This is a genomic window from Chitinophaga varians, assembly GCF_014529945.1.
Classification (GTDB): Bacteria; Bacteroidota; Bacteroidia; order Chitinophagales; family Chitinophagaceae; genus Chitinophaga; species Chitinophaga varians.
The window spans coordinates 101,925-121,134 of record NZ_JACVFB010000009.1 but is presented as its reverse complement, the minus strand read 5'-3'; the positions used below and the strand labels follow the sequence as shown (position 1 = coordinate 121,134).

Sequence of the window (19,210 nt, the reverse complement as noted above, 5' to 3'; positions counted from 1 at the left end):
AAATCAGAACTTAAGGAGAACGTTACAGCCGAAGGTTTTTACAGATGGCAGGTTAAAGAAGTCCAGGCCGGCGCCGCCGGGATAATCAAACAGCAGTTGCCCGGGATCTCCGCCTTCATAGGGCGTCCAGAGGAGCAGATTATTAGCATAGCCTGCCAGTGTCAGCTCCCTGACGAGGGACCATTTAAATCGCCATTTGTGAGACAACTGCAACGTATGGAGGCGCAGGTAATCGGCGTGCTGCACATAATCTTCTGCCACGCCGCCGGGGCCGTATCTTACCCAGCGGTTTTCGTTCAGCGGTTTTGCCGGATCATAGAAGGCTACGGGCTTAGTATTAGGATGCCCGTCTTCCGTGACGCCTTTGAAGACATAGCCGGTAATATTCCGTTCATTGCCGGAGCGTTGAGAGCGGCCGTAGTAGTCGAGCATGGCCTGGGTGCCATTCCACACTTCTCCCCCGTTTTTCCATTCCAGCGCTGCTTCCAGCTGCCAGTTACGCCACTGTACCCTGCTGTTGTGTTTCAGGATGAAATTCGGGTTAGGGTTACCGATAACACCGGGTGCTGCCGCTTGCGGAAAACCGTCTGCGCCAATTATCAGCCGGCCGGCCGCATCCCGGCGCCACGTACTGCCTACGATCACGCCAAAGGGCTGGCCCTTCACCACGGCGGCATGCACGTCATGAAAACCGGCAACGGGCGTATAGTCTTTACCGGGAGCAATGTCTGTCACCTCGTTCCGGTAGCCACTCAGGCTGATGCTCCCGCTATAAGTCAGCTTTTTATCTCCCCAGTAGTATGGCGTTACGCCGACGGTCAGTTCATAACCGGTCGTCCGGTGATCAGCGATATTTCCCATGATCCATTCACGGCCAACATAGAAGGGGAACTGATCATCCATGATGTTTTTAACATAGACGTTTCCGTTAAGAAAAAAGCGCCGGTAACTGACTTCCGTACCGGTGTTCCACTCACGGGCCCTGACCGGCCTGACCAGGTCGTTGAAACGGACTTCCGCCAGTGGAAAATATCCGCTGATATCATAGGAATTAAAGTTGGCCAGTTGAAGACAGGCCATGGATTTTTCCACCGGCGTTTCATGGCTGGTGTAAGCCAGCCGGGAAGAGAGGTTTATTTTCCAATCAGTATAGCGCGGAGCAATCCATAACGAGAAAGCTGCGGAGGGAAGCCAGTATTGTTGTTGGCGGACGGTATTGGAAAGGTAGGTCCTGTCGGCCACTTCCACTTTCGCTTTCACTATGTCTGACAGCCGAAAGAAAAAAGGTATTTCCAGCAATAGTTCATTGACAGTACGCTGTGAGCGGTATTGTATATCCGGCGCTGAGTAACTGAAAACATTATTCGTTGTAGCGAGTATATGCCTTGCCGTTACATCCGCATAGGTATCACCATGACCTATTTTATAGGTAGCATGCGAGTTGATGATATGTTGTTGCAGGCGGGTATTCCGGTCGGTAGCTATGCCTTCCGGCGCAAATCCGTAGGTACCGGCGGGATAGGCTTCTGTAGCTTCCTGCCGGCCGGTGGTACCGGTATATTCCACTATCGCTTCCAGTTTTTCCTGCTGGTATTTAACACTGGCGGAGAAACCATGATTGTAAGCCGTGTAACTGTTACCGTTGTCTTTCAGCAATGCCCAGGGGTTGTCGGCCTGGCTGCCGTAGGGTTTTGTGGTATAGGTATTGTCGAAAGTAGTTGGTGTCAGCAGCGATTGTTGCCATGTTCTGTTCAGCAGCCCGTTCCTGTTGTCTGTGGTAAAACGGGTATTGCGGTATTGATAGCCGGCGCGTATGGAGAAGTCTTTCAACCGGATGCTGGCGCCCGTCACCAGTTTATTGGTCTGATGATCGTTGTGGCGCACCACCATCGTACCATCTTCCCGCTCCAATGCCAGGTTCATGGTGATCCATGCCCACCCTTTGCGGTTGATCACCCCGTTAAATGCCAGATTTTTTTTCCAGGACACTGCTGTGCGGAGGATGCTGTTGTTATAATCCGTAGCGGGCCTGCCGTTTCCGGAGCCTGTGGGCACCAGCTTACCATGAGGATCGTAGGCATATGGTTTCCCGTCAAACTCGAGGGAGCGCAAGGCGGGGCCGTAACTGAACATTTCCCCTGTTTCGGGGCCGTTCCATTGCAGGACGCTGTTCCCGGCACTTCCCTGTGCATATGTTTGTTGCAGCGATGGTGTGCTGTTAGCCGTCTTCACTTCTACGCTGGTCCCTATGCGGCCTGCCAGGCGGAGTTCATAACGCGGCATATACACGAGGCTGACCGTTCCGTTACGGACAACCAAATCGGCCGGACGTGTCCAGAGATCAAGGTTTCTTCCGTGTACAGCGGAGCGCAATACCTGTACAGGAGCATGCCGGGTACTATCCTGCCGGACGTTCGTGGGTCTGCGGAGCAGGATCTGATAGTCCGGAGAGGTGATGGGTTCTACGGGGAGCCGTTCCTGCGCATGCAGGTAGCCGGGTATTAACAGCAACAGTAAGCAATATTTCACGGTACAGGTATTTTACCTGCTAAATATACCGTATTATCCTGCGCTGACGTAGTAGCGTTGCCGTTATTTTTCGGGGAATTTGTCTAGTAAGATACCAGCTGCCGGAGATGATGTTCCAGGTGTACCACATAGTCATCGATCACAAAAGCCAGCGTTACCGGTCCGGCGCCGCCGGCATAGCAGGTACGTTGCAGCAGGTCTTCCGGTATATGGCGTGCAATGCCCAGCAGCAGCCGGTTATAGCCTTCCCAGCTGGCAATCAGTTGGGAAGCGGATTGAAGTTGGTGGTAGCTGTAGTGGTTCCATTCGTTCTGGCTATACCCGATTTTCGGATTATCTTCAAACTGTACCCGTACAAAACGCTGGTGGTTATTGGCCGCGCTGTCGATCAGATGACCCAGTATCTCCTTTTTGCTCCATTTAGCTGGAAGCGGTTTAAAGGAGAATGTTTCTTCATCAATGTTTTTTAATAGCGCAGGGATGATATCACACAGATATTCCCACCGCTGAAGGCTAGTTGCAACCATACACTATTTTTCTAAAGGTCCATAAATTCCCAGGCGCTCTGATAAGCATTCTGCGCCTCTGCATAGGCGATAAAGCCGGCGTAGAAAGGCAGTTGTGATAAAGTAGCGCTGTCACCCACCACCACGAGTTTCTTTCTGGCCCTCGTCATGGCCACGTTCATGCGGCGTATGTCGGAGAGGAAGCCGATGTTGTTATCGGCGTTGCTGCGGGTCATGCTGATATACACCACGTCCCGTTCCTGTCCCTGGAAGCTATCGATGGTATTGACCGAGATGCTGGCAGCGTGAGGCTGCAATTCAGCGGCATGCTGCAGTTGTTCCTGCAGCAGGTACACCTGTTGTTTGTAGGGGGAAATGATCGCTATTTCCGGGAAGGGGCCGTCGCCCTGCTGTGCTTTCAGCGTGGACACCAATTGCAGCAGGTGGCGGAACAGGAAAGAGGCTTCTTCCGGATTGGAGGTGCTGGTACCTTCTGCTTTTTCATCGAAACCGCAGCCGGCAGTATCTACGAATGCCAACGGCATATCGTCTGCAAACAAGCGGCGGGCAGCCACCGTATGATGCGCTTTCAGTTTGTTATCATAAAAAACGGAAGAAGCATATCCCATGATCATTTCGTTCATGCGATACTGTTCTTCCAGGAGCACTACCGCTTCCGGATGCAGGGCCACTGATTTTTCAAGGAGGGTATTGTTAAGCCCCTGCCGTGCGGCATCGGTTGATTTGATGGTTGGCGGCAGCTGGCAATGGTCGCCGGCGAGGACCACTTTCTGCGCTTTGATGATGGGTATCCAGCAGGCGGGTTCCAATGCCTGGCCGGCTTCATCGATCACCAGCGTGTGGTAACGCACATTCCGCACGGTATAGTGGTTGGCCCCTACCAGCGTAGCGGTGATCACCTGCGCTTTGGCGATGAGATCGTCGGTGATGTATTGTTCCGTTTTATCTACCTCTTTCATGATCTTGTGTGCTTCATCAAAGAGGGCTTTTCGTTGTTCTCTTTCCGCCTTGCCGAAGTTGCGCTTGTATTTATGCGCCATGTTTTTAAACTCGCTGGCTTGTTTTTTCAGGCGCTTCACTTCCTTCATGCTGGCGTGTTCGGACATCTTACTATCGAGCGTGAGCGATGACAGTCTTTCCGATACCCTTGCAGGGTTGCCCACACGCAACACGTTGAGTCCTTCATCTGACAGCTTCTCGCTGAGCAGGTCTACCGCGGTGTTGCTGGGCGCCACCACCAATATTTTCTGCTGGTCTTTTTTGATCAGCGCTTTGATGGCCTGTACCAGCGTGGTGGTTTTGCCGGTGCCCGGAGGACCGTGTACGATGGCCAGTTCGTTGGCCGATAAAATTTTGTTGACCGCCTCCTGTTGCACCGTGTTCAGTCCCGGTATTGTCGCAGGTGGCATTTCCGTATCGAAGGTTGGTTTTCTTTCGCCGGTAAGTATTTTCGCGAGATGTCCTTCCGGTTTCTCTGCCAGTGCAGCAGCCTGTTTCAGGGCTTGTTGCATCTCATCGTAGCTGTTATCATCGAAGAGCAGGTCGATGCCGAGTTTTCCATTGTCGGCCCATTCCGGCAGCTCGTCGGTACGCAGCGTCAGTTTCAGGCGGTTGCCTCCCTGAAAGGTGACCGTTCCTTCCACCCTGTCTTCCAGCGGATCATGATTGGAAAACAATACCGCAGACACCCCAAAGCGTAGCTGGTGGGTGATGTCCTGATGGGTAGTGCGTTCCACTTCCACGGTGAGATAATCACCGCGGCTCATTTCTGTGCCTCTGATAGCCACCGGGTACCAGGTGAGGCCATTCGCCCGGCGTTCGGCAGCCGATGAGCTGGCCGTTAGCCGAAGCCAGGATTGTTTATCTTCTTCCCGCTCTTGCCGAAGCAGCTCAAGAAGACTATTAAAGTAGGACATTGACGTTGATTATACCGATTATTACTGATGGCCATGATCCATTATACACGGCCTTCTGCTCATCCAGCACTAAATAAATAAAATTATATATCTATATAACAAACAGTTAAACAAATACATATAATATCGTTTTATCTGGATGCTGTTTTATAAATATTGAGGGACGCAAGTTAGGTAATGTCCTGATCATTAACATCACAAAAACATCATATTCAGCCCACCTGCGATCGTCAGCAGACCGACCTGATCAAACATCGATCTATCCCCGCATCAGCAGCGATAATCGTGGTTGTCATCGTTATGAGCTATACAGGCTCAGATATGTGCTGTCAAATGCGCGGGCACGCAGTGCTTTTTTCGGCATCATAAATTGAATGCAGCCAGCATCCCACCAGCAGAAACCCACGGCGCTGTCTGAGTCAATCTGCAGCAGCAGCGTCATATCATCGATCGCGGCCTCCACTGCCTGCTGGTCGCCTTTAAAGTGTTTCAACAGCGTATTGCGGGCATTCTTGGGGAAATAGTCATAAGGCTGGCCTGCCTCCAGGTACATCGCTGCCGCGATGTTATGGTCATCATGTTGACCATCAGCATACCCACCGATGCGGCCTACGCCTTCTGTGAGGTGCATGCAGAGGTCATCCAGCGCGTCCATTTCGTCTTCGGAGAGCTGGTCGTAGTCTGCATACGCATAGTTGGGCGGCATGACAGACGCGGCGGATGACAGCCGGTACCCGGTAAACCGTTCCTCTTTTTCCAGGATGGTAGTGCCCGGAGGCGGGGTGCGCCGCAGCCCTGTCTTATCAGCCACATATATCACCTTGTGCGCGATGTTGCGTGCCTGTTGCATATCTCCCATAAAAAAATACAGGATACCGGCAGGGGGCAACAATTGTTGTGTATCCTGCGGATAGATGGCTTCGAGGTCCAGCTGCGCAATGAAGCTCATGGGCTCACCTTCGGCCGTCAGCGGCCACACAAATCCTGGCGGCAGGTCTGGTTCACCGGCTATACGGGAATTACCCGTCAGCTGATAGTTTTCTTTTTCCACCAGGGTGAGATTGATGATGGGGCGGCCGGCAGCGAGCAGATAATCTGCTACCTCCGACAGTTCGAATTCGTGGATTAACTCCTTATACTGTTCAATCGTCAAGGTTACAATATTTACATGGATAACAAAATGGCTACATAGTGGCATACAGCGCCGGAAAGTACCAGCAGGTGCCAAAGGGCGTGGGTGTACTTGTATTTGTCCCAGATATAAAAGATCACGCCGATGGTATACAAGCCGCCACCCACACATAACATCACCACTACTGATAGCGGCAGGTCGGTGAAGAAGCGTTTACCGCCAACGACCAGCATCCAACCCATCACCAGATAAATGAGGGTGGAGATGATATCGAAGCGTCCGGTGAAAAATACTTTAAAGAGAATACCGACGGCGGTAAGTCCCCATAGCACCGACAGTAGTGAGATACCGAAAGCGTTGTTCATATACACCAGCAAAAAAGGCGTATAGGTACCGGCAATCAGAAAATAGATGCTGATATGATCGAAGATGAGAAATACTTTTTTGACGGCCGACTCCTGGGAAATATGATAGATCGTTGAACAGGTGAAAAGTAAGATAAAACAAAAGCTGTAGATCCCTGCGCCCACTATTCCCGGCGTGTTACCGTGTGTGGCGGCGATGCTTGTCAATACCGGAAGGCCGCTGATACCGAATACAATACCGATGGCATGTACCAGTCCGTTTACGATTTCCTGCTTCCGGGTATAGCCTGTTGGTGAAGCTGTCATTCCCATGAGTCAAAACATTTAACGGCTGTAAATGTAGGACAAACCGGGAATGCGCCGTGATAGAGATTGTCTATAGGATCATCTTTTTTTGACAAATCCGCCTACCATCTCTCCATTGGTGATATTGAGCGTGGCGCCCGTTTCATCATAGAATTTGCAGCTGAAGCGCATCTTTACTTTTACGCCATAGTAGCCGCTGTAGCCGGCCCAATCTTCTGTGCTGACGATGGTGAAAGTGCCTGTAGGCTGCACGGTAGTGCCATTCACCGTAGACCAGGTTTTGCCGTTTTCGTCGGTCCAGGTCAGTATCACGCCGGTGCCGAAGGTCTGATTGTTCATGATCATATAACCGTAGTCGCCCGGCAGGAAGAAGTTTTTGAAATCCTGGTTGCTGGCGGCGTCAAAATTAGCCAGCATGCCTTTCGCTACGAGCAGTTCCGTTTTGCCGGCCGGCAGGCTGTTGCCCGCCCAGTTGACGCCGGAGCCCAGCAGCACATCATTGCCGCCGGTAGTTTCGGAGGTGAGCATATAGTTATTAATGGTGGTCACTTCCTGCGAATAGTCTTTCCCGTTAGCCGTCAGCTTATAATAAAAATCAGCCTGTGGAAGCGGTACTTCCGGTCCGTCGCCAATTACTTTTATAGCTATATTACAGGAGGAACCGGCCGTTTTTAGCGGAAAATTAAAGGTCCCCTCCTTTTCCGGCGTACCTCTGGCGATCAGGGTAATGGCACGTTTGCCGGCCGCCGTAAAAGTTCCGGCCCCGATAAACTCCATTCCATTGACTTTTCCGGTAGTCAGCACCCAGGAGCCGGGTACTGCCACTGTCACCTGTACTTCTATTTTTGCGTCTGCCGCCACCGCGACCCCTACCTTAAAGGTACCCGTCACGAGGATGTCTGCGCAGGCGCCCGCCTTTTGGTCTACCGCGTAGATGGCCGTATTGGCCGGTGGCACAACAGGATCTGTTGCAGGGCCTTCCTGAGAGTGCTCTTTAGCACATCCCATCAGGAGAATAACTGCCAGCAGTGTGAGAAAAGCATAGGCGCGGTGTATGCGGAAGCGTGAGATCATCGTGGTTATGTTAATAGGGTGCAGGCACAAATATATCAACATAAATTAATAACATCTATCTTTAGTCATCCAATTTATTTTTTAACCCAACGAGGAAGATGGAGCGAGCATTTACACAAGAAGAATGGGACACCTGTATGAAAGTACTACAGGTCTTATCAAGAGACCCGGACCAGTCGCCGGACGATATGATGTTAAAAGGGCTGGTGACCAAGCTGTACAAGCGTGCCAAGAAGGAGAACAAAGCTGCCGTGGCAGCAGCCACCCTGGCGGCTGTAGCGCCACCGGCCGTGAGGATGACCTTACAGCGGCTGCAACAGATATCACAGAAGCAGGATATCCTGCGGCAGTACGATAAAAAGGAGGTGCTTTCCCAGACACAGCTCTTCAGGAAATATGAGTTGCCCGACACCGGCCTGCCGGCCGATAAAAAAGAAGACCTGACACTGACCACCACACAGCGTTGTTATACCTGCCAGGCGCCCTATCAGAAAGTACATTTCTTCTATCATATGCTGTGCCCCGTTTGTGCGGAGCTGAACTATAGCAAACGATTACAGCGTGCCGATCTTCGTGGGCGCGTAGCCGTAGTTACCGGCGGACGTATCAAGATCGGGTACCTGACCACCCTGCGGCTGTTGCGCGATGGCGCCCGCGTATGGGTCACCACCCGCTTTGCCAAAGACTGCGCCTTGCGTTTCAGCGAAGAAAAGGATTTTTCCGAATGGGCCCACCGCCTCAAAATAGTAGCGCTGGACCTGCGCAACCTGGGACAGGTGAACCAGTTCATCCACCAGCTGTATGCCGAAGAAAGTCATCTGGACATCCTGATACACAACGCCGCGCAGACGGTCAAAAGGCCGACAGCCTTTTACCAGCATCTTTTTGCCACAGAAGAAGCGCCGCTGGAAGCCCTGCCGGAGGCAGTGCGCCCCTGCCTCGCCCCCGCCCCGCCTTTCCGTTATCTCGGCGATGCCTGGGAACAACAACTACTGCCTGCCGAAATACACCAGTGCTTTCCGGAGGGACAGTATGATAAAGACCGGCAGCAGATAGACCTGCGCGCCAGCAACAGCTGGACCCTGCGCCTGGACGAGGTGCCACCGGGCGAAATGCTGGAAACGCAGCTGGTGAACGTGACCGCGCCTTTTATGCTCAACAGCAAACTAAAAGCGTTGCTGACACAATCGCCTTTCCCGCGTAGGTTCATCATCAACGTGTCCGCCATGGAAGGGCAGTTCAACCGTGGCTCCAAAACGCCTTTCCATCCGCATACCAATATGGCCAAGGCGGCATTGAATATGATGACGCGCACGTCTGCACAGGACTATGCGCTGGATGGCATCTATATGAATAGTGTAGACACCGGCTGGATCACGCAGGAAAACCCGCATCCCAAAAAAGAACGGCTATACGAAGAAGACGGATTTGTGCCGCCGCTGGATGAAACAGATGGCATGGCCCGCATCTACGACCCGGTAGTATCCGGCCTTGCCAGTCCGGAGATCCCGCTGTTTGGGCATTTCCTGAAAGACTATGTGCCCTATGCCTGGTAAAATTTATGTTGATCATCACCCGTAAAAGATATTTATATGCAGAATAATACCGTTGTATGTCCCGTTGATCATGTGAAGCAGACCTTCTCTTTCGACCGGAGCGATCTGGACCCTGTGTTGCAGTATCTGGAAAACAATGAGCCGTTGCCCGTTACCAATCTGGTATTTCCGGTAGGTACTGTTACCACCGACGGCCGGCTGGACATGTGCAAACAGCAGCTGGGCGTGGAAGGCACACAGCTGGTGACTGCCGCGCTCCTGCAAAACACACAGATCAAACATATCCTGATGGGCACCAATGCTTTCGGCAATCCCGGTGCCCAGGCTGTTGCAGACCTGGTAGCCGTGAACAATACCATTGAAACCGTTTACCTTGGCTGCAACTACATAGAGCAGGCCGGCGCGCAGGCGCTCTGTGAAGCCCTCAGCGGAAATCAGTCTGTCAGAAGCATGTGGCTCAAAAGAAATCCCATCGGCAGTCACAGTATGGAAAACATTGTACAGCTGCTGCAACAAAACCCGCACCTGCGTACGCTGGACCTGGTGAACACCTGTGTCGGCGAAGGTTTCCTGACACTGCTGGAATACCTGAAGAAAAACACGACCGTAGAAAGGCTGTATTTGAGCGGCAACTATCTCACCGCCGATATGATGGTCCCGGTGAGCGATATGCTCATGGAAAACAAACACCTGAAGTCTCTTTTCCTGAGCGTCAATAACATTGGCGACAAAGGAGTGGCGCACCTGATGCGTGGCCTGAAACAGAATACCACACTGGAACAACTCAGCTTGTCAAGCTGCGGTATTGAGGCCGAAGGGATGCAGCTGCTGCATGATCTGCTGCGTACGAGGCCATACCTGAAATGGGTGGATTTGAGTTACGCGCCCTCTACCAAAGCGCTGGGCGCCAAAGGGAATTTACCATTACATCTTTCCGCGATGAAAGATTTTCCGGCATCACCGGATAATTTCACGCATCCGGACAGCAAAGCGATTAAAAGCGTATATCGTTAAAAAAGGGAGGAAAATGTGACAGAACCGGGGAGAATCGAACTCCCACCTTCTGCTTGCAGAGCAGACGCTCTTCCCTTGAGCCACGGTCCGTCACGGGCGCAAACATAGAAATAATTCCGAATATTTTTTACCTGAATTTTAAAAAGCGAAGCCTGGTATGTTACCAGGCTTCGCTTTTTCGTATACCCGTGAAGGTTATCAGCAAAAATTGTGGAGGAACAGGGCTCGAACCTATATCTCCGGACGAGCAGTCTCGGTGTTTTTCCATTTTAAACTATCCCCCTGGATAGCGCAATAAAGCCGGGAAGAATCGAACTTACATCTCGCGGTTTGCAGTCGCGTGTTTTTCCATTAAACTACAGCTTATTGCGGGCGCAATATAATTAAAATGTGTATTGGTTCAGCTTTTCTGCTGATGATATCCTTTTTCGTGGTACGGTTGCAGTTCTTCGAGGCATAGTTTGTACAGCGCCTGTACTTCCTTTTTATAGTCCACCGCAGGATCTTTCGTGTCTGCCAATTCCTCTACGATCTCGTAGATAAAATTATCTTCCCCCAGCCGGTTCCAGTCTTCCTGCAACGCCGCATTGGGATGTGTGTTGGATGATAATTGCAGCCTGACCGAGTTCCATGCCCGGTCGAGGTCCATGCTGTGATGTATCCATATCCGGTTATTCTCTTTGCTGCGCACACCAAACACGCCCATACGAAAAGACATCTGCCGGTAAGTCTCTTTTAATTCCTTTTTTGATTTCATGTCGTTATCTCTTTAAGCTGGCTGTCAATAAATGTGTTGGCGGCTTTCAGGAAAGCCGGGTAGCCCGAAGGGGTTTGCCGGTTGATGTACAACAGCAACAAGCCGGAAAGGCCATATAACAAGGCTGCCTTTTTATTGGCCGCCACAGCGCTGCTCACGGTTTTATGGGCGATGAGGTATTTCCATTCTCCCTCACACAGTTTATCCAGAAAGCCGGTGATCATCGGAGCGGTATCCGGTTGTTTGTTGAGGTCGGACAACTTCTCCATAAAAAACAGTTCGAAGATGCCCGGGTATTGTACAAAATATTCGAGCCAGGCCAACAGGATGGCGCGCAGCTTTTTCTCCCCTCTTGCTGCTTTGGCCGTGCGTGTGGTCACGTATACGTTGCATTCCTCCTGAAAATCCTGTACACAAAGAAATACCAGGTCTTTCGCGTCCTTAAAGTAGTTGTACAACGTAGCGAAGGAATATCCTGCTTTTTCCGCGATGTTGCGTACGCTTACGCTTTTCAGTCCTTCACTTTTCAGGATCTCTTTGGTCGCTTCAATGAAATACCCTCTGATGCGTTGTTCCTGTAAGGCCTTGTTCTTCATAATTACCCTAACACATTTTTAATACCTGCAAAAATAATGAACACTGTTCAAATTTCAAAAAAGCCTGCTACCAAAACTTAGCAACAGGCTCAGCCCAAGCTGCCACAGGTGTGCAGCCGGATGATTTTTACCGGCAGAATATCGTTACATTTGTTAAGGCGATCGCACCCCAAAACGGCCCGACACCTCAGGAATTTAAATATGTTGTTATTGGGCTATCCGGATACTGCCGGAAGCCGGCAGATACCACAATAGCCCGGCCATCAATCACCAGAAAAATCATTTTAGCGGGAACAAATACCTTCCCTGGCCTGTTAACTTGTTATACAGCCATGAACAACGAAAAAACAAAAGGCATTGTCACCCGGTTGTTATCAGCAGCGGGTATCACGGTAAATGGAAACGACCCGTGGGACATTCACGTATACAACGATGATTTTTACGCCCGTGCTTTGTATGAGGGCTCTCTCGGACTGGGAGAATCCTATATGGAAGGCTACTGGGACAGTCTCCGGCTCGACGAATTTTTCTATAAAATATTGCGGTCCAACCTCGACAAGCGTGTCCGCAGAAGTCTGCGGCTGAAGATGGACATCCTGCTGGCGCGGGTGTTTAACTTCCAGCGGCCGGCACGGGCCACCCGTAACGGCCAGCAACACTACGACGCGGGCAACGATCTTTTCCAGAACATGCTGGACAAAAGGCTCACCTATACCTGCGCCTTCTGGGACAACGCCGCCACGCTGGATGAAGCGCAGGAAAACAAACTAGACCTCTCCTGCCGTAAGCTGCAGCTGAAGCCTGGCATGCATGTACTCGACATCGGTTGCGGGTGGGGAAGCTTTGCGAAATATGCGGCGGAAAAATATGGGGTAACCGTTACCGGAGTGACCATCTCCAAAGAACAGGTAGCCCTTGGGCAGCAGCTGTGCGCCGGCCTGCCCGTTACCATCCGGCTGCAGGACTACCGCCTGCTCAACGAAAAATTCGACGCCATTGTTTCACTCGGTATGTTTGAGCACGTAGGACCGCATAACTACAGCGAATATATGAAAGTGGCCGCCCGCTGTCTGAAAGATAACGGCCTGTTCCTGCTGCATACCATCGGCGGCAATGAAACCGTCGCCTTCACTGATCAATGGCTCAACAAATACATTTTCCCCGGTGCCGTGATCCCTACCATCCGGCAGATAGGCCAGGCCATAGAAGGCATTTTCGTGATGGAGCACTGGGAGAACTTCAGCGTCAATTACGATAAAACCCTCATGGCCTGGTTTGAAAATATTACCGCCAACTGGGACAAACTAAAAAGCCGTTACGACCAGACTTTTTTCCGCATGTGGAAATATTACCTGTTGTCCTGCGCCGCTTCCTTCCGGGCGCGTCACAGCCAGCTGTGGCAGATCGTGCTGTCTAAGAATGGCCTTCCTGGCGGATATCATTTTGCCGCCTCCCGGGAAAACAGCGGCCTTACATACGCCAATGCCATCAAGCCCTGACGCCGGAGGTGACCCGCAGGCTCCACTGAAAATACAGTTTACCATCAATCACATGGCGCCCCACTTTGGCAGCCACATCTGACCGGATGATCTCCTGTACGGACGCAGGAATATCGCTTAATGCATTCACCACATCAGCACTGACACGCGTGACGTAATGCCAGTGATCATCTACAGAATTGAACTGTACAATGCCCGTCAGCTCCTCCTCGTGTACGGATTGCAATTGCGCTGTTTCAAACCAGTCGGCCATCACACCGGGTTGCATACAATGAAACATGCCCGGCACATGCTGGTTATACAGCTTTCTGCGGGTAACAGCAGCGATCGTGTCCAATACAAGGTTGATCCATAAGTTCTGCTCCAGCAGGCCCCAGGCAGAAACTGCCAATCGCCCGCCGGGTTTCAGCACCCGGTTTATTTCTTTGAGTCCCTCCGTAATATTTTTAAAAAACATAATGCCGTTCCTGCATACAACGGCATCGAACAGGTGGTCATCAAAAGGCATAGCAGCCGCATCACAACAGACCACTTCAAAATTAGCGAGTCCCCTTTCTCTGGCTTTTGCCATGGCGATTTCCAGCATCCGGGGAGATATATCCGTTCCCGTTACCTGCACGTCCGGATATAACTGTGCAATAGATAATCCTGATTCTCCGGTACCGGTACAAACATCCAGTATCCGCGATGGATTTTTTAAGTGAAGATGTTGCAACAAGGCAGTTGTTACAGGTTTCAGAAAGAGGTTAATTACGGCTTCCCATTGTTTTCGGTCACTCGAACGACTATCCCAATAATCGCCGGGGTACAAAGCATTTTCCATGGTGGGTGGAATTAAAGGTTCACAAATAGGTAACAAATTACGGCACCGGCAAGCGGTACAAGCAACGCTAAAAATAGTCCCTGCAAGCGCAAAACAGCATCAGTATTAAACTGCAATGAGGATTCCTATCTTGTCTGCCAGCTTTAACAACGACGCTACATCCCAGGCTTATGGCGGATACCAGCGTCATCCGTAATTCAACGCCGGGGAGCTGATGTACGGAATATGATCTTATGTAATGCTAGTGATAGAGTAGCCCCTGTATACACGTTTTAAAACGAACCACGTATGATACACTTCAATTTGTTGACCAAAACCCTGACCTGCTGTTGCTGCCTGCTGCTATTGCATGCCTGTAAAAAAATAGAAGACCCCGCCAACAAGCAGCCAACCCTTTTCTTCATCGACTACCGGCATTTGGCCGGTGGAAATGACGGCGTGGCCGTGATGGAGCTGGACCCGGAATCTCCTGATTTCGGGAAGATCCTCCACCAGAGAGAGCTGGGGAAGGGAGTCTTACCACATCACCTGTATTTCAACCGCGATGAGAAAAAGCTCTATACGACCGCGCTGGGCGGCAGTTATCTCTATGAATTAAAAATGGAATGGAACCATGAAGGATACCCTGTCATCTATCAGGTAAATCCCATCAACACCGGTGGTAATACGGTGGGAGAAGATATTTTCTTCACCCGCAGCGGACAGTACTGGGTGACCTTCATGGGTGGCAAGGGTGGTATCCGCGATGGCAGCGTAGGTGTCTTTAATGCCCATAACAATCAGCTGATCAAAACCATCTCCTCCTCTGTGGAGGAGCATCCTGACAAATTCATTATGTATCCGCATGGCATCTCCATTTTTGAAGATAAAAATCTCGCGATGGTGACGTCGACCATTCATCCTGATCTGACCAGCGGTATCGGTAACACCTGTACGCTGATAGACATGAACACGTTCGATATCATCCAAACCTACCGTGTGGCAGACAGCGCCACGGACCTGTCCAGCCCCGTGGAAGTGCTGTTGCTCCGCAACGAGTACCCCCGCTATGCCCTGGCCAACACGATGATCGGCGGTGATATATGGATGGCGACTTTCAACGATGAAGCCCGGCGGTATAGCGAGTTTAAGCGGGTATTAAAAGGCTCCTCCAAAGGCCTGGGCTGGGCATTGGAGTTTTACATTGCAGCTGACAAACTGCTGTATGTGAGTTTTGGGCAGCCGGGAAAAATTCTGGTCTTTGACCTCAACTATCTTCCGGAACTAAGGCTGATACGGACTTTGCCAGCCGACAAAGGCGCGCATCACATGGCTTTTTTTAAGACTAAATCCGGCCGCTCCGTAGTAGCCGTACAAAATAATCTGCTTAACCTGCCCAATCTCAATGCCGGTACGATCGATGTGGTGGACATCCATACGGGTGAGAAGCTGGGCACCGTGGACATGCGCAACAAATACCAGCTATTGCCCGAATCCATAGAAGGTACGCTGGGCAAGGCACACTACATGCACCACTGATGGCATTCCGGTTACTCGTCATATTTCTGATAGCCACACTGCAAAGGTTACACGCACAACCGGCGCCTGTGCTCCCGCCCGACAGCATGTTGCCCCGCATAGCACGCAGCCATCTGCTGTTGCAGGCATATACGCTGAGAGCGCAGGCTTACCGGTTGAGCGCCGCCGCAGCTTTAGCGTGGGCGCCGCCAGTGGTAGGTGCCGGCACGTTTATGATCCCGTGGTCGGCCCGCCGCGTGTATAACGATATTGCGCTGGGCAGCAGCATCATACAGGCAGAGCAGGAAATACCGCATCCGGCGCAGCTGCGGAGCCGTTATCAATATCTTGCCTTTCAGGCAAACATGGAGCTGACCGCGAAGGCCATTGCCTTACATCAGTTGCACTTCACTGCCCGGCAACAGTATATCCGCCAGGTGATGGCCCTGCGAAAAGCAGCAACATTGCGGCATCAGGAGCAGATATTGTCTTTCCTCCACCAGATAGCGATGGCGAGGCTACCTTACCGGCAGGCACAACCAGCCGATGTGAGTACCGCTGTTGTGCAGCTTTCCGTCGTGCATAACCGTATCCTTTCTCAGGAAGCGCTGGCCGCCGGCTGCGAAGCCAGGTTGAGCAGCCTGTTACCTCTCTCTGTACCTTTGGCCACCGACAGCAATTACATGCCGGTGTTTACACCCGGCCACACCGATACGGCTTCGCTCGCGCTGGCCAACAAACGGATTTATCAGCTGGAAGAAGCCATACAGTGGCAATATCTGGGAAGGAAACTGCTCCGGTGGGAGCAGCAGCCGGGATTCAACATCGGCTTTTATCAGTTCTTTCCTGTGTCACCGCTGGTACCCAACAGTTTCAACATCATGGCCGGTATCCGGATACCGCTGGCGCCGTGGGCCGCTGGCTACCATCGCAGAAAGGCACAGGCCATCGCCGCCAACATTGTGTCGCTGGCGCAGCAACGTACGGCCCTGCTCCAACAAACACAGGCCCGGCTAACGACGCTGGAACACGATATCCATATACAACAGCAACGTATATATGGCATTACCGGCAAAATACTGCCGGCGCTGCAACTGGCGCTGGAAGCTGATATTGCGCGATATCAGGAAAACAGGCTGGACCTGACCACGGTGCTCCGTTCTATGGAGGCCGTGACCACGATGGAAGTGCTGCTGCACGACTACCGGCAACAGCTATATGAAATGATTATCACCTATGATTGGCTGCTATACCGTTGATGGTTTCTGCGCTGCTATCAGTATAAAAATAGGCCGGCGGGTTTCGTCTTTCATTTCCGGGTATTTCTCCAGCACCGCCGGTGAAGGTTTCGGTTCTTCCACGCGGGTAATCATAAAACCTGCATCCAGCAAGCCATTGATCAGGGTGGCAACAGTACGGTGGTACTTCACCACATCCGTATCGAGGAAGCGGGTTGTCCGACGGCCCTGGTCCTGATAATGATCTACCGGCCAGTGTAACCGTTGACCGGCAGCATCCAGGTACCAGTCCTGCGCCGCTATGGCGGTAAATACCGGATGTTCGGTAGAGAATACAAAATGGCCGCCTGCCGACAGGCAGTCAAATATTTTGCGGCAGATGAGATCGTAATGTTCCGAATAATGCAGTGCGAGGGAGCTCAGCACCACATCAAAGGAGCCGGGCGGGAAATCAATGTCTTCCATGGCTTCGCGCAGGTAGGTGATACCAGGGCCGCCATTGCGCAGGCGTGCCTGCTCCAGCATTTTTTCGGAGAGGTCCATTCCAATAACGCTCGCGGCCTGTTGTTCCATCACATAACGGCAATGCCATCCAAAGCCGCATCCGAGGTCCAGTACGCGTTTGTTTTGCAAAGGAGGCAGCAGGTTGCGGAACACTTCCCATTCGCCTGCAGCGTTGAGTCCTTCAACGGAGCGTGGCATCCGGCTGTAGTTTTCGAAGAAGCCGGGATCATCGTACTTATTTTCTTTCATGGTGGTTTACAGGTTATCCCAGGGTACCGCATCGTAGGCCCGTTCCAGTATGTCAGACAACGTATCCTGATTATTGTCGAACATATGTTGGTCTATCTGCGTAATCATCCCCCGATGGTTAACAGAGTTGGTATAAAACACGTTTTTATATTCGTGTAACTGCGACAGTGATATATTTCGATGGATGACCGCCACGCCGTGGTTCCACAGGCTGTCCGAAAGCAACTGGACCATAATGCCCGGCAGTGCGGGTGTGGCAGGTAATACAATGCTTTTTCCGTCATAAAAACCGACGTTCCAGATGGAGCCTTCGGAGATGTGCTGTTGTTCATCGACATACAACACATCGTCGAAACCGGCGGCCATGGCTTTACGGCGATAGGCTAAAATTCCGGAAACGATGCCGCCGTGTTTAATTTCCGGCAGCAGGCGTTTAAAGCGGGCTGTTTTTACGCTCAGCGGACGACTGGCCGGCTCTACCACCGGTGTTTTAGTGATCAGCACGTGCAGGTCTTTTTCCCTGATGTTCGTTTGTCCGAAGGCGGTAGTAAAAATATTTACCCGGATGGAACAGGATTCCTGTTCTTCCGTGATCCGATGCAGACAATCGATAATATGTTGTTCCGGCACGCGGCAACCAAACAGCTGACGGCTGCTTCCAGCAAGTCTTTCCAGATGAAGGCGTAGTCCCTTCACCTGTCGTTGTCGTACCTGCATAGCCGTAAAATGACCATACTGTAATGCCATCATTCCGGGCATATCTGCCAAAGTGAGTGGTCTGCCGTCCAGTTCCTGTACAAACATATTGTCCATCCTTAAAGCTACTTAAAGTTTGGCAAATGCCCTGAAAGCGCCGGTGTTTGGGTTTTTAAAAAGATTTTGATACTTTAGCGCCCAAACCAGCCATACCAACTTTTGTGAGCCAGGGGACATACTTTTAACTGATGAAGGGCAGTCAATATAATGAAAGGGAGATCGTTGCCCGTATAGCCAAAGGTGATGAGTCCGCGTTTGCTGTCTTTTTCCGTCACCATTACCAGAAAATTTATGAAGTAGGATTGATGCTGACGCAGACGGAATCCGTTGCCGAAGAGCTGGTGCAGGATGTTTTCGTGAAAGTATGGAAACAACAGGCGCAGCTGCCGGACATCATGGACATTCCTTCGTGGTTGTTCATCATCGCGCGTAACGATGCATACAAAGCCCTTCGTCGCAGTACCCGGCTGAAAGTAATATTAGACACGCTTGAACTACCCTTGCCTGTTTCCAACGAAACCGATGAGCAGATCATTTACCGCAATTACCATGAGCTGGTGAACAAGGCGGTGAGCCAGTTACCGCTGCGGCAGCAGACAGCGTGGCGTCTGAGCCGCGAGGAAGGATTGAAGCGGGAGGAGATCGCCGCCCGTATGCAGATCCGGCCGGACACCGTTAAAGAACATCTTTCGCTGGCCATTAAAAACATCCGCGGTTTTCTGGAATCCCATGATGCCTTCCTGATCGGGGCAGAGCTGATCTTCGTCTGGAGCCTGCAATCCCTCAATTAATTTTTTTTCCGGGACACCCCCCACCCGCTTTTCTTCCGGGGTCTTTATATAAACGGGACCGTACCACCTACTATTTACGCC

At 51.5% G+C, this 19,210-nt stretch carries 17 protein-coding genes and 3 tRNA genes; 6 read left to right on the top strand and 14 right to left on the bottom strand.

Annotated features, from left to right (window positions below):
• Window positions 1-3: 3 nt before the first annotated feature.
• The 6 genes from ICL55_RS33375 to ICL55_RS33350 form a co-directional block, all read right to left on the bottom strand.
• On the bottom strand, window positions 4-2,529 hold the full coding sequence (locus ICL55_RS33375) for a TonB-dependent receptor (protein WP_188106073.1): 2,526 nt from the start codon (window positions 2,527-2,529) through the stop codon (window positions 4-6).
• An 83-nt stretch (window positions 2,530-2,612) separates the two neighbouring features.
• Window positions 2,613-3,056: a DinB family protein gene (locus tag ICL55_RS33370; protein ID WP_188106071.1), complete on the bottom strand. Its 444-nt coding sequence runs from the start codon at window positions 3,054-3,056 to the stop codon at window positions 2,613-2,615.
• Window positions 3,057-3,067: 11 nt separating this feature from the next.
• Window positions 3,068-4,972, bottom strand: coding sequence for an AAA domain-containing protein (locus ICL55_RS33365; protein ID WP_188106069.1), 1,905 nt, complete (start codon window positions 4,970-4,972; stop codon window positions 3,068-3,070).
• A gap of 298 nt (window positions 4,973-5,270) precedes the next feature.
• The gene (locus tag ICL55_RS33360; protein WP_188106067.1) at window positions 5,271-6,125 is read right to left on the bottom strand and encodes a YwqG family protein; all 855 of its coding nucleotides are present in this window, start codon (window positions 6,123-6,125) and stop codon (window positions 5,271-5,273) included.
• Between the two features lie 11 nt (window positions 6,126-6,136).
• Entirely contained in the window at window positions 6,137-6,781 is a 645-nt protein-coding gene (gene trhA / locus ICL55_RS33355) for a PAQR family membrane homeostasis protein TrhA (protein WP_223151679.1), read from the bottom strand.
• A 72-nt stretch (window positions 6,782-6,853) separates the two neighbouring features.
• Window positions 6,854-7,849 (bottom strand): hypothetical protein, encoded by a 996-nt coding sequence (locus ICL55_RS33350; RefSeq protein WP_188106065.1) that lies wholly within the window; start codon window positions 7,847-7,849, stop codon window positions 6,854-6,856.
• A 98-nt stretch (window positions 7,850-7,947) separates the two neighbouring features.
• On the opposite strand from ICL55_RS33350, the gene ICL55_RS33345 reads away from it, so the two are divergent.
• Entirely contained in the window at window positions 7,948-9,405 is a 1,458-nt protein-coding gene (locus tag ICL55_RS33345) for an SDR family NAD(P)-dependent oxidoreductase (RefSeq protein ID WP_188106063.1), read from the top strand.
• Window positions 9,406-9,441: 36 nt separating this feature from the next.
• Window positions 9,442-10,419, top strand: coding sequence for a leucine-rich repeat domain-containing protein (locus ICL55_RS33340; protein ID WP_188106060.1), 978 nt, complete (start codon window positions 9,442-9,444; stop codon window positions 10,417-10,419).
• A gap of 19 nt (window positions 10,420-10,438) precedes the next feature.
• On the opposite strand, the gene ICL55_RS33335 is transcribed toward ICL55_RS33340, so the two are convergent.
• The 5 genes from ICL55_RS33335 to ICL55_RS33315 all read right to left on the bottom strand — a co-directional run bounded on the left by ICL55_RS33335 (window position 10,439) and on the right by ICL55_RS33315 (window position 11,772).
• Window positions 10,439-10,509: transfer RNA gene (locus ICL55_RS33335), tRNA-Ala, on the bottom strand.
• 121 nt (window positions 10,510-10,630) lie between these two features.
• Window positions 10,631-10,702: transfer RNA gene (locus tag ICL55_RS33330), tRNA-OTHER, on the bottom strand.
• A gap of 12 nt (window positions 10,703-10,714) precedes the next feature.
• Window positions 10,715-10,784, bottom strand: a tRNA-Cys gene (locus tag ICL55_RS33325).
• Window positions 10,785-10,819: 35 nt separating this feature from the next.
• Window positions 10,820-11,176: a GIY-YIG nuclease family protein gene (locus ICL55_RS33320; RefSeq protein ID WP_188106059.1), complete on the bottom strand. Its 357-nt coding sequence runs from the start codon at window positions 11,174-11,176 to the stop codon at window positions 10,820-10,822.
• Entirely contained in the window at window positions 11,173-11,772 is a 600-nt protein-coding gene (locus ICL55_RS33315; protein WP_188106056.1) for a TetR/AcrR family transcriptional regulator, read from the bottom strand. Before ICL55_RS33315 ends, ICL55_RS33320 begins: the two co-directional genes overlap by 4 nt.
• Before the next feature lie 332 nt (window positions 11,773-12,104).
• Here ICL55_RS33315 and cfa point away from each other — a divergent pair, with 332 nt between their 5' ends.
• Complete coding sequence (gene cfa / locus ICL55_RS33310; protein ID WP_188106054.1) at window positions 12,105-13,271, top strand: cyclopropane fatty acyl phospholipid synthase; 1,167 nt, start codon at window positions 12,105-12,107, stop codon at window positions 13,269-13,271.
• Here cfa and ICL55_RS33305 read toward each other — a convergent pair.
• On the bottom strand, window positions 13,261-14,094 hold the full coding sequence (locus tag ICL55_RS33305) for a class I SAM-dependent methyltransferase (protein WP_188106051.1): 834 nt from the start codon (window positions 14,092-14,094) through the stop codon (window positions 13,261-13,263). The two genes, cfa and ICL55_RS33305, sit on opposite strands and share 11 nt — an antisense overlap.
• 288 nt (window positions 14,095-14,382) lie before the next feature.
• Here ICL55_RS33305 and ICL55_RS33300 point away from each other — a divergent pair, with 288 nt between their 5' ends.
• Together ICL55_RS33300 and ICL55_RS33295 are read left to right on the top strand one after the other, a co-directional pair.
• Window positions 14,383-15,612 (top strand): YncE family protein, encoded by a 1,230-nt coding sequence (locus ICL55_RS33300; RefSeq protein WP_188106049.1) that lies wholly within the window; start codon window positions 14,383-14,385, stop codon window positions 15,610-15,612.
• On the top strand, window positions 15,612-16,850 hold the full coding sequence (locus tag ICL55_RS33295; RefSeq protein WP_188106047.1) for a TolC family protein: 1,239 nt from the start codon (window positions 15,612-15,614) through the stop codon (window positions 16,848-16,850). The genes ICL55_RS33300 and ICL55_RS33295 overlap by 1 nt, the downstream gene beginning before the upstream one ends.
• Here the strand turns inward: ICL55_RS33295 and ICL55_RS33290 are convergent.
• Both ICL55_RS33290 and ICL55_RS33285 read right to left on the bottom strand, forming a co-directional pair.
• A complete protein-coding gene (locus tag ICL55_RS33290; RefSeq protein ID WP_188106045.1) occupies window positions 16,839-17,582 on the bottom strand; it encodes a class I SAM-dependent methyltransferase in 744 nt (247 codons plus the stop codon). The two genes, ICL55_RS33295 and ICL55_RS33290, sit on opposite strands and share 12 nt — an antisense overlap.
• Before the next feature lie 6 nt (window positions 17,583-17,588).
• Complete coding sequence (locus ICL55_RS33285; RefSeq protein ID WP_188106043.1) at window positions 17,589-18,395, bottom strand: aminotransferase class IV; 807 nt, start codon at window positions 18,393-18,395, stop codon at window positions 17,589-17,591.
• Between the two features lie 131 nt (window positions 18,396-18,526).
• On the opposite strand from ICL55_RS33285, the gene ICL55_RS33280 reads away from it, so the two are divergent.
• Window positions 18,527-19,129, top strand: a complete 603-nt coding sequence (locus tag ICL55_RS33280; protein ID WP_188106040.1) for an RNA polymerase sigma factor — start codon at window positions 18,527-18,529, stop codon at window positions 19,127-19,129.
• The last annotated feature ends 81 nt before the right edge of the window (window positions 19,130-19,210 follow it).

Coding starts and splice junctions, on each gene's coding strand:
- ICL55_RS33300 (WP_188106049.1), top strand. CDS start 14,383: ATGATACACTTCAATTTGTTGACCAAAACCCTGACCTGCTGTTGCTGC.
- ICL55_RS33350 (WP_188106065.1), bottom strand. CDS start 7,849: ATGATCTCACGCTTCCGCATACACCGCGCCTATGCTTTTCTCACACTG.
- ICL55_RS33290 (WP_188106045.1), bottom strand. CDS start 17,582: ATGAAAGAAAATAAGTACGATGATCCCGGCTTCTTCGAAAACTACAGC.
- cfa (WP_188106054.1), top strand. CDS start 12,105: ATGAACAACGAAAAAACAAAAGGCATTGTCACCCGGTTGTTATCAGCA.
- ICL55_RS33370 (WP_188106071.1), bottom strand. CDS start 3,056: ATGGTTGCAACTAGCCTTCAGCGGTGGGAATATCTGTGTGATATCATC.
- ICL55_RS33315 (WP_188106056.1), bottom strand. CDS start 11,772: ATGAAGAACAAGGCCTTACAGGAACAACGCATCAGAGGGTATTTCATT.
- ICL55_RS33365 (WP_188106069.1), bottom strand. CDS start 4,972: ATGTCCTACTTTAATAGTCTTCTTGAGCTGCTTCGGCAAGAGCGGGAA.
- ICL55_RS33340 (WP_188106060.1), top strand. CDS start 9,442: ATGCAGAATAATACCGTTGTATGTCCCGTTGATCATGTGAAGCAGACC.
- ICL55_RS33295 (WP_188106047.1), top strand. CDS start 15,612: ATGGCATTCCGGTTACTCGTCATATTTCTGATAGCCACACTGCAAAGG.
- ICL55_RS33285 (WP_188106043.1), bottom strand. CDS start 18,395: ATGGACAATATGTTTGTACAGGAACTGGACGGCAGACCACTCACTTTG.
- ICL55_RS33320 (WP_188106059.1), bottom strand. CDS start 11,176: ATGAAATCAAAAAAGGAATTAAAAGAGACTTACCGGCAGATGTCTTTT.
- ICL55_RS33280 (WP_188106040.1), top strand. CDS start 18,527: ATGAAGGGCAGTCAATATAATGAAAGGGAGATCGTTGCCCGTATAGCC.
- trhA (WP_223151679.1), bottom strand. CDS start 6,781: ATGGGAATGACAGCTTCACCAACAGGCTATACCCGGAAGCAGGAAATC.
- ICL55_RS33305 (WP_188106051.1), bottom strand. CDS start 14,094: ATGGAAAATGCTTTGTACCCCGGCGATTATTGGGATAGTCGTTCGAGT.
- ICL55_RS33345 (WP_188106063.1), top strand. CDS start 7,948: ATGGAGCGAGCATTTACACAAGAAGAATGGGACACCTGTATGAAAGTA.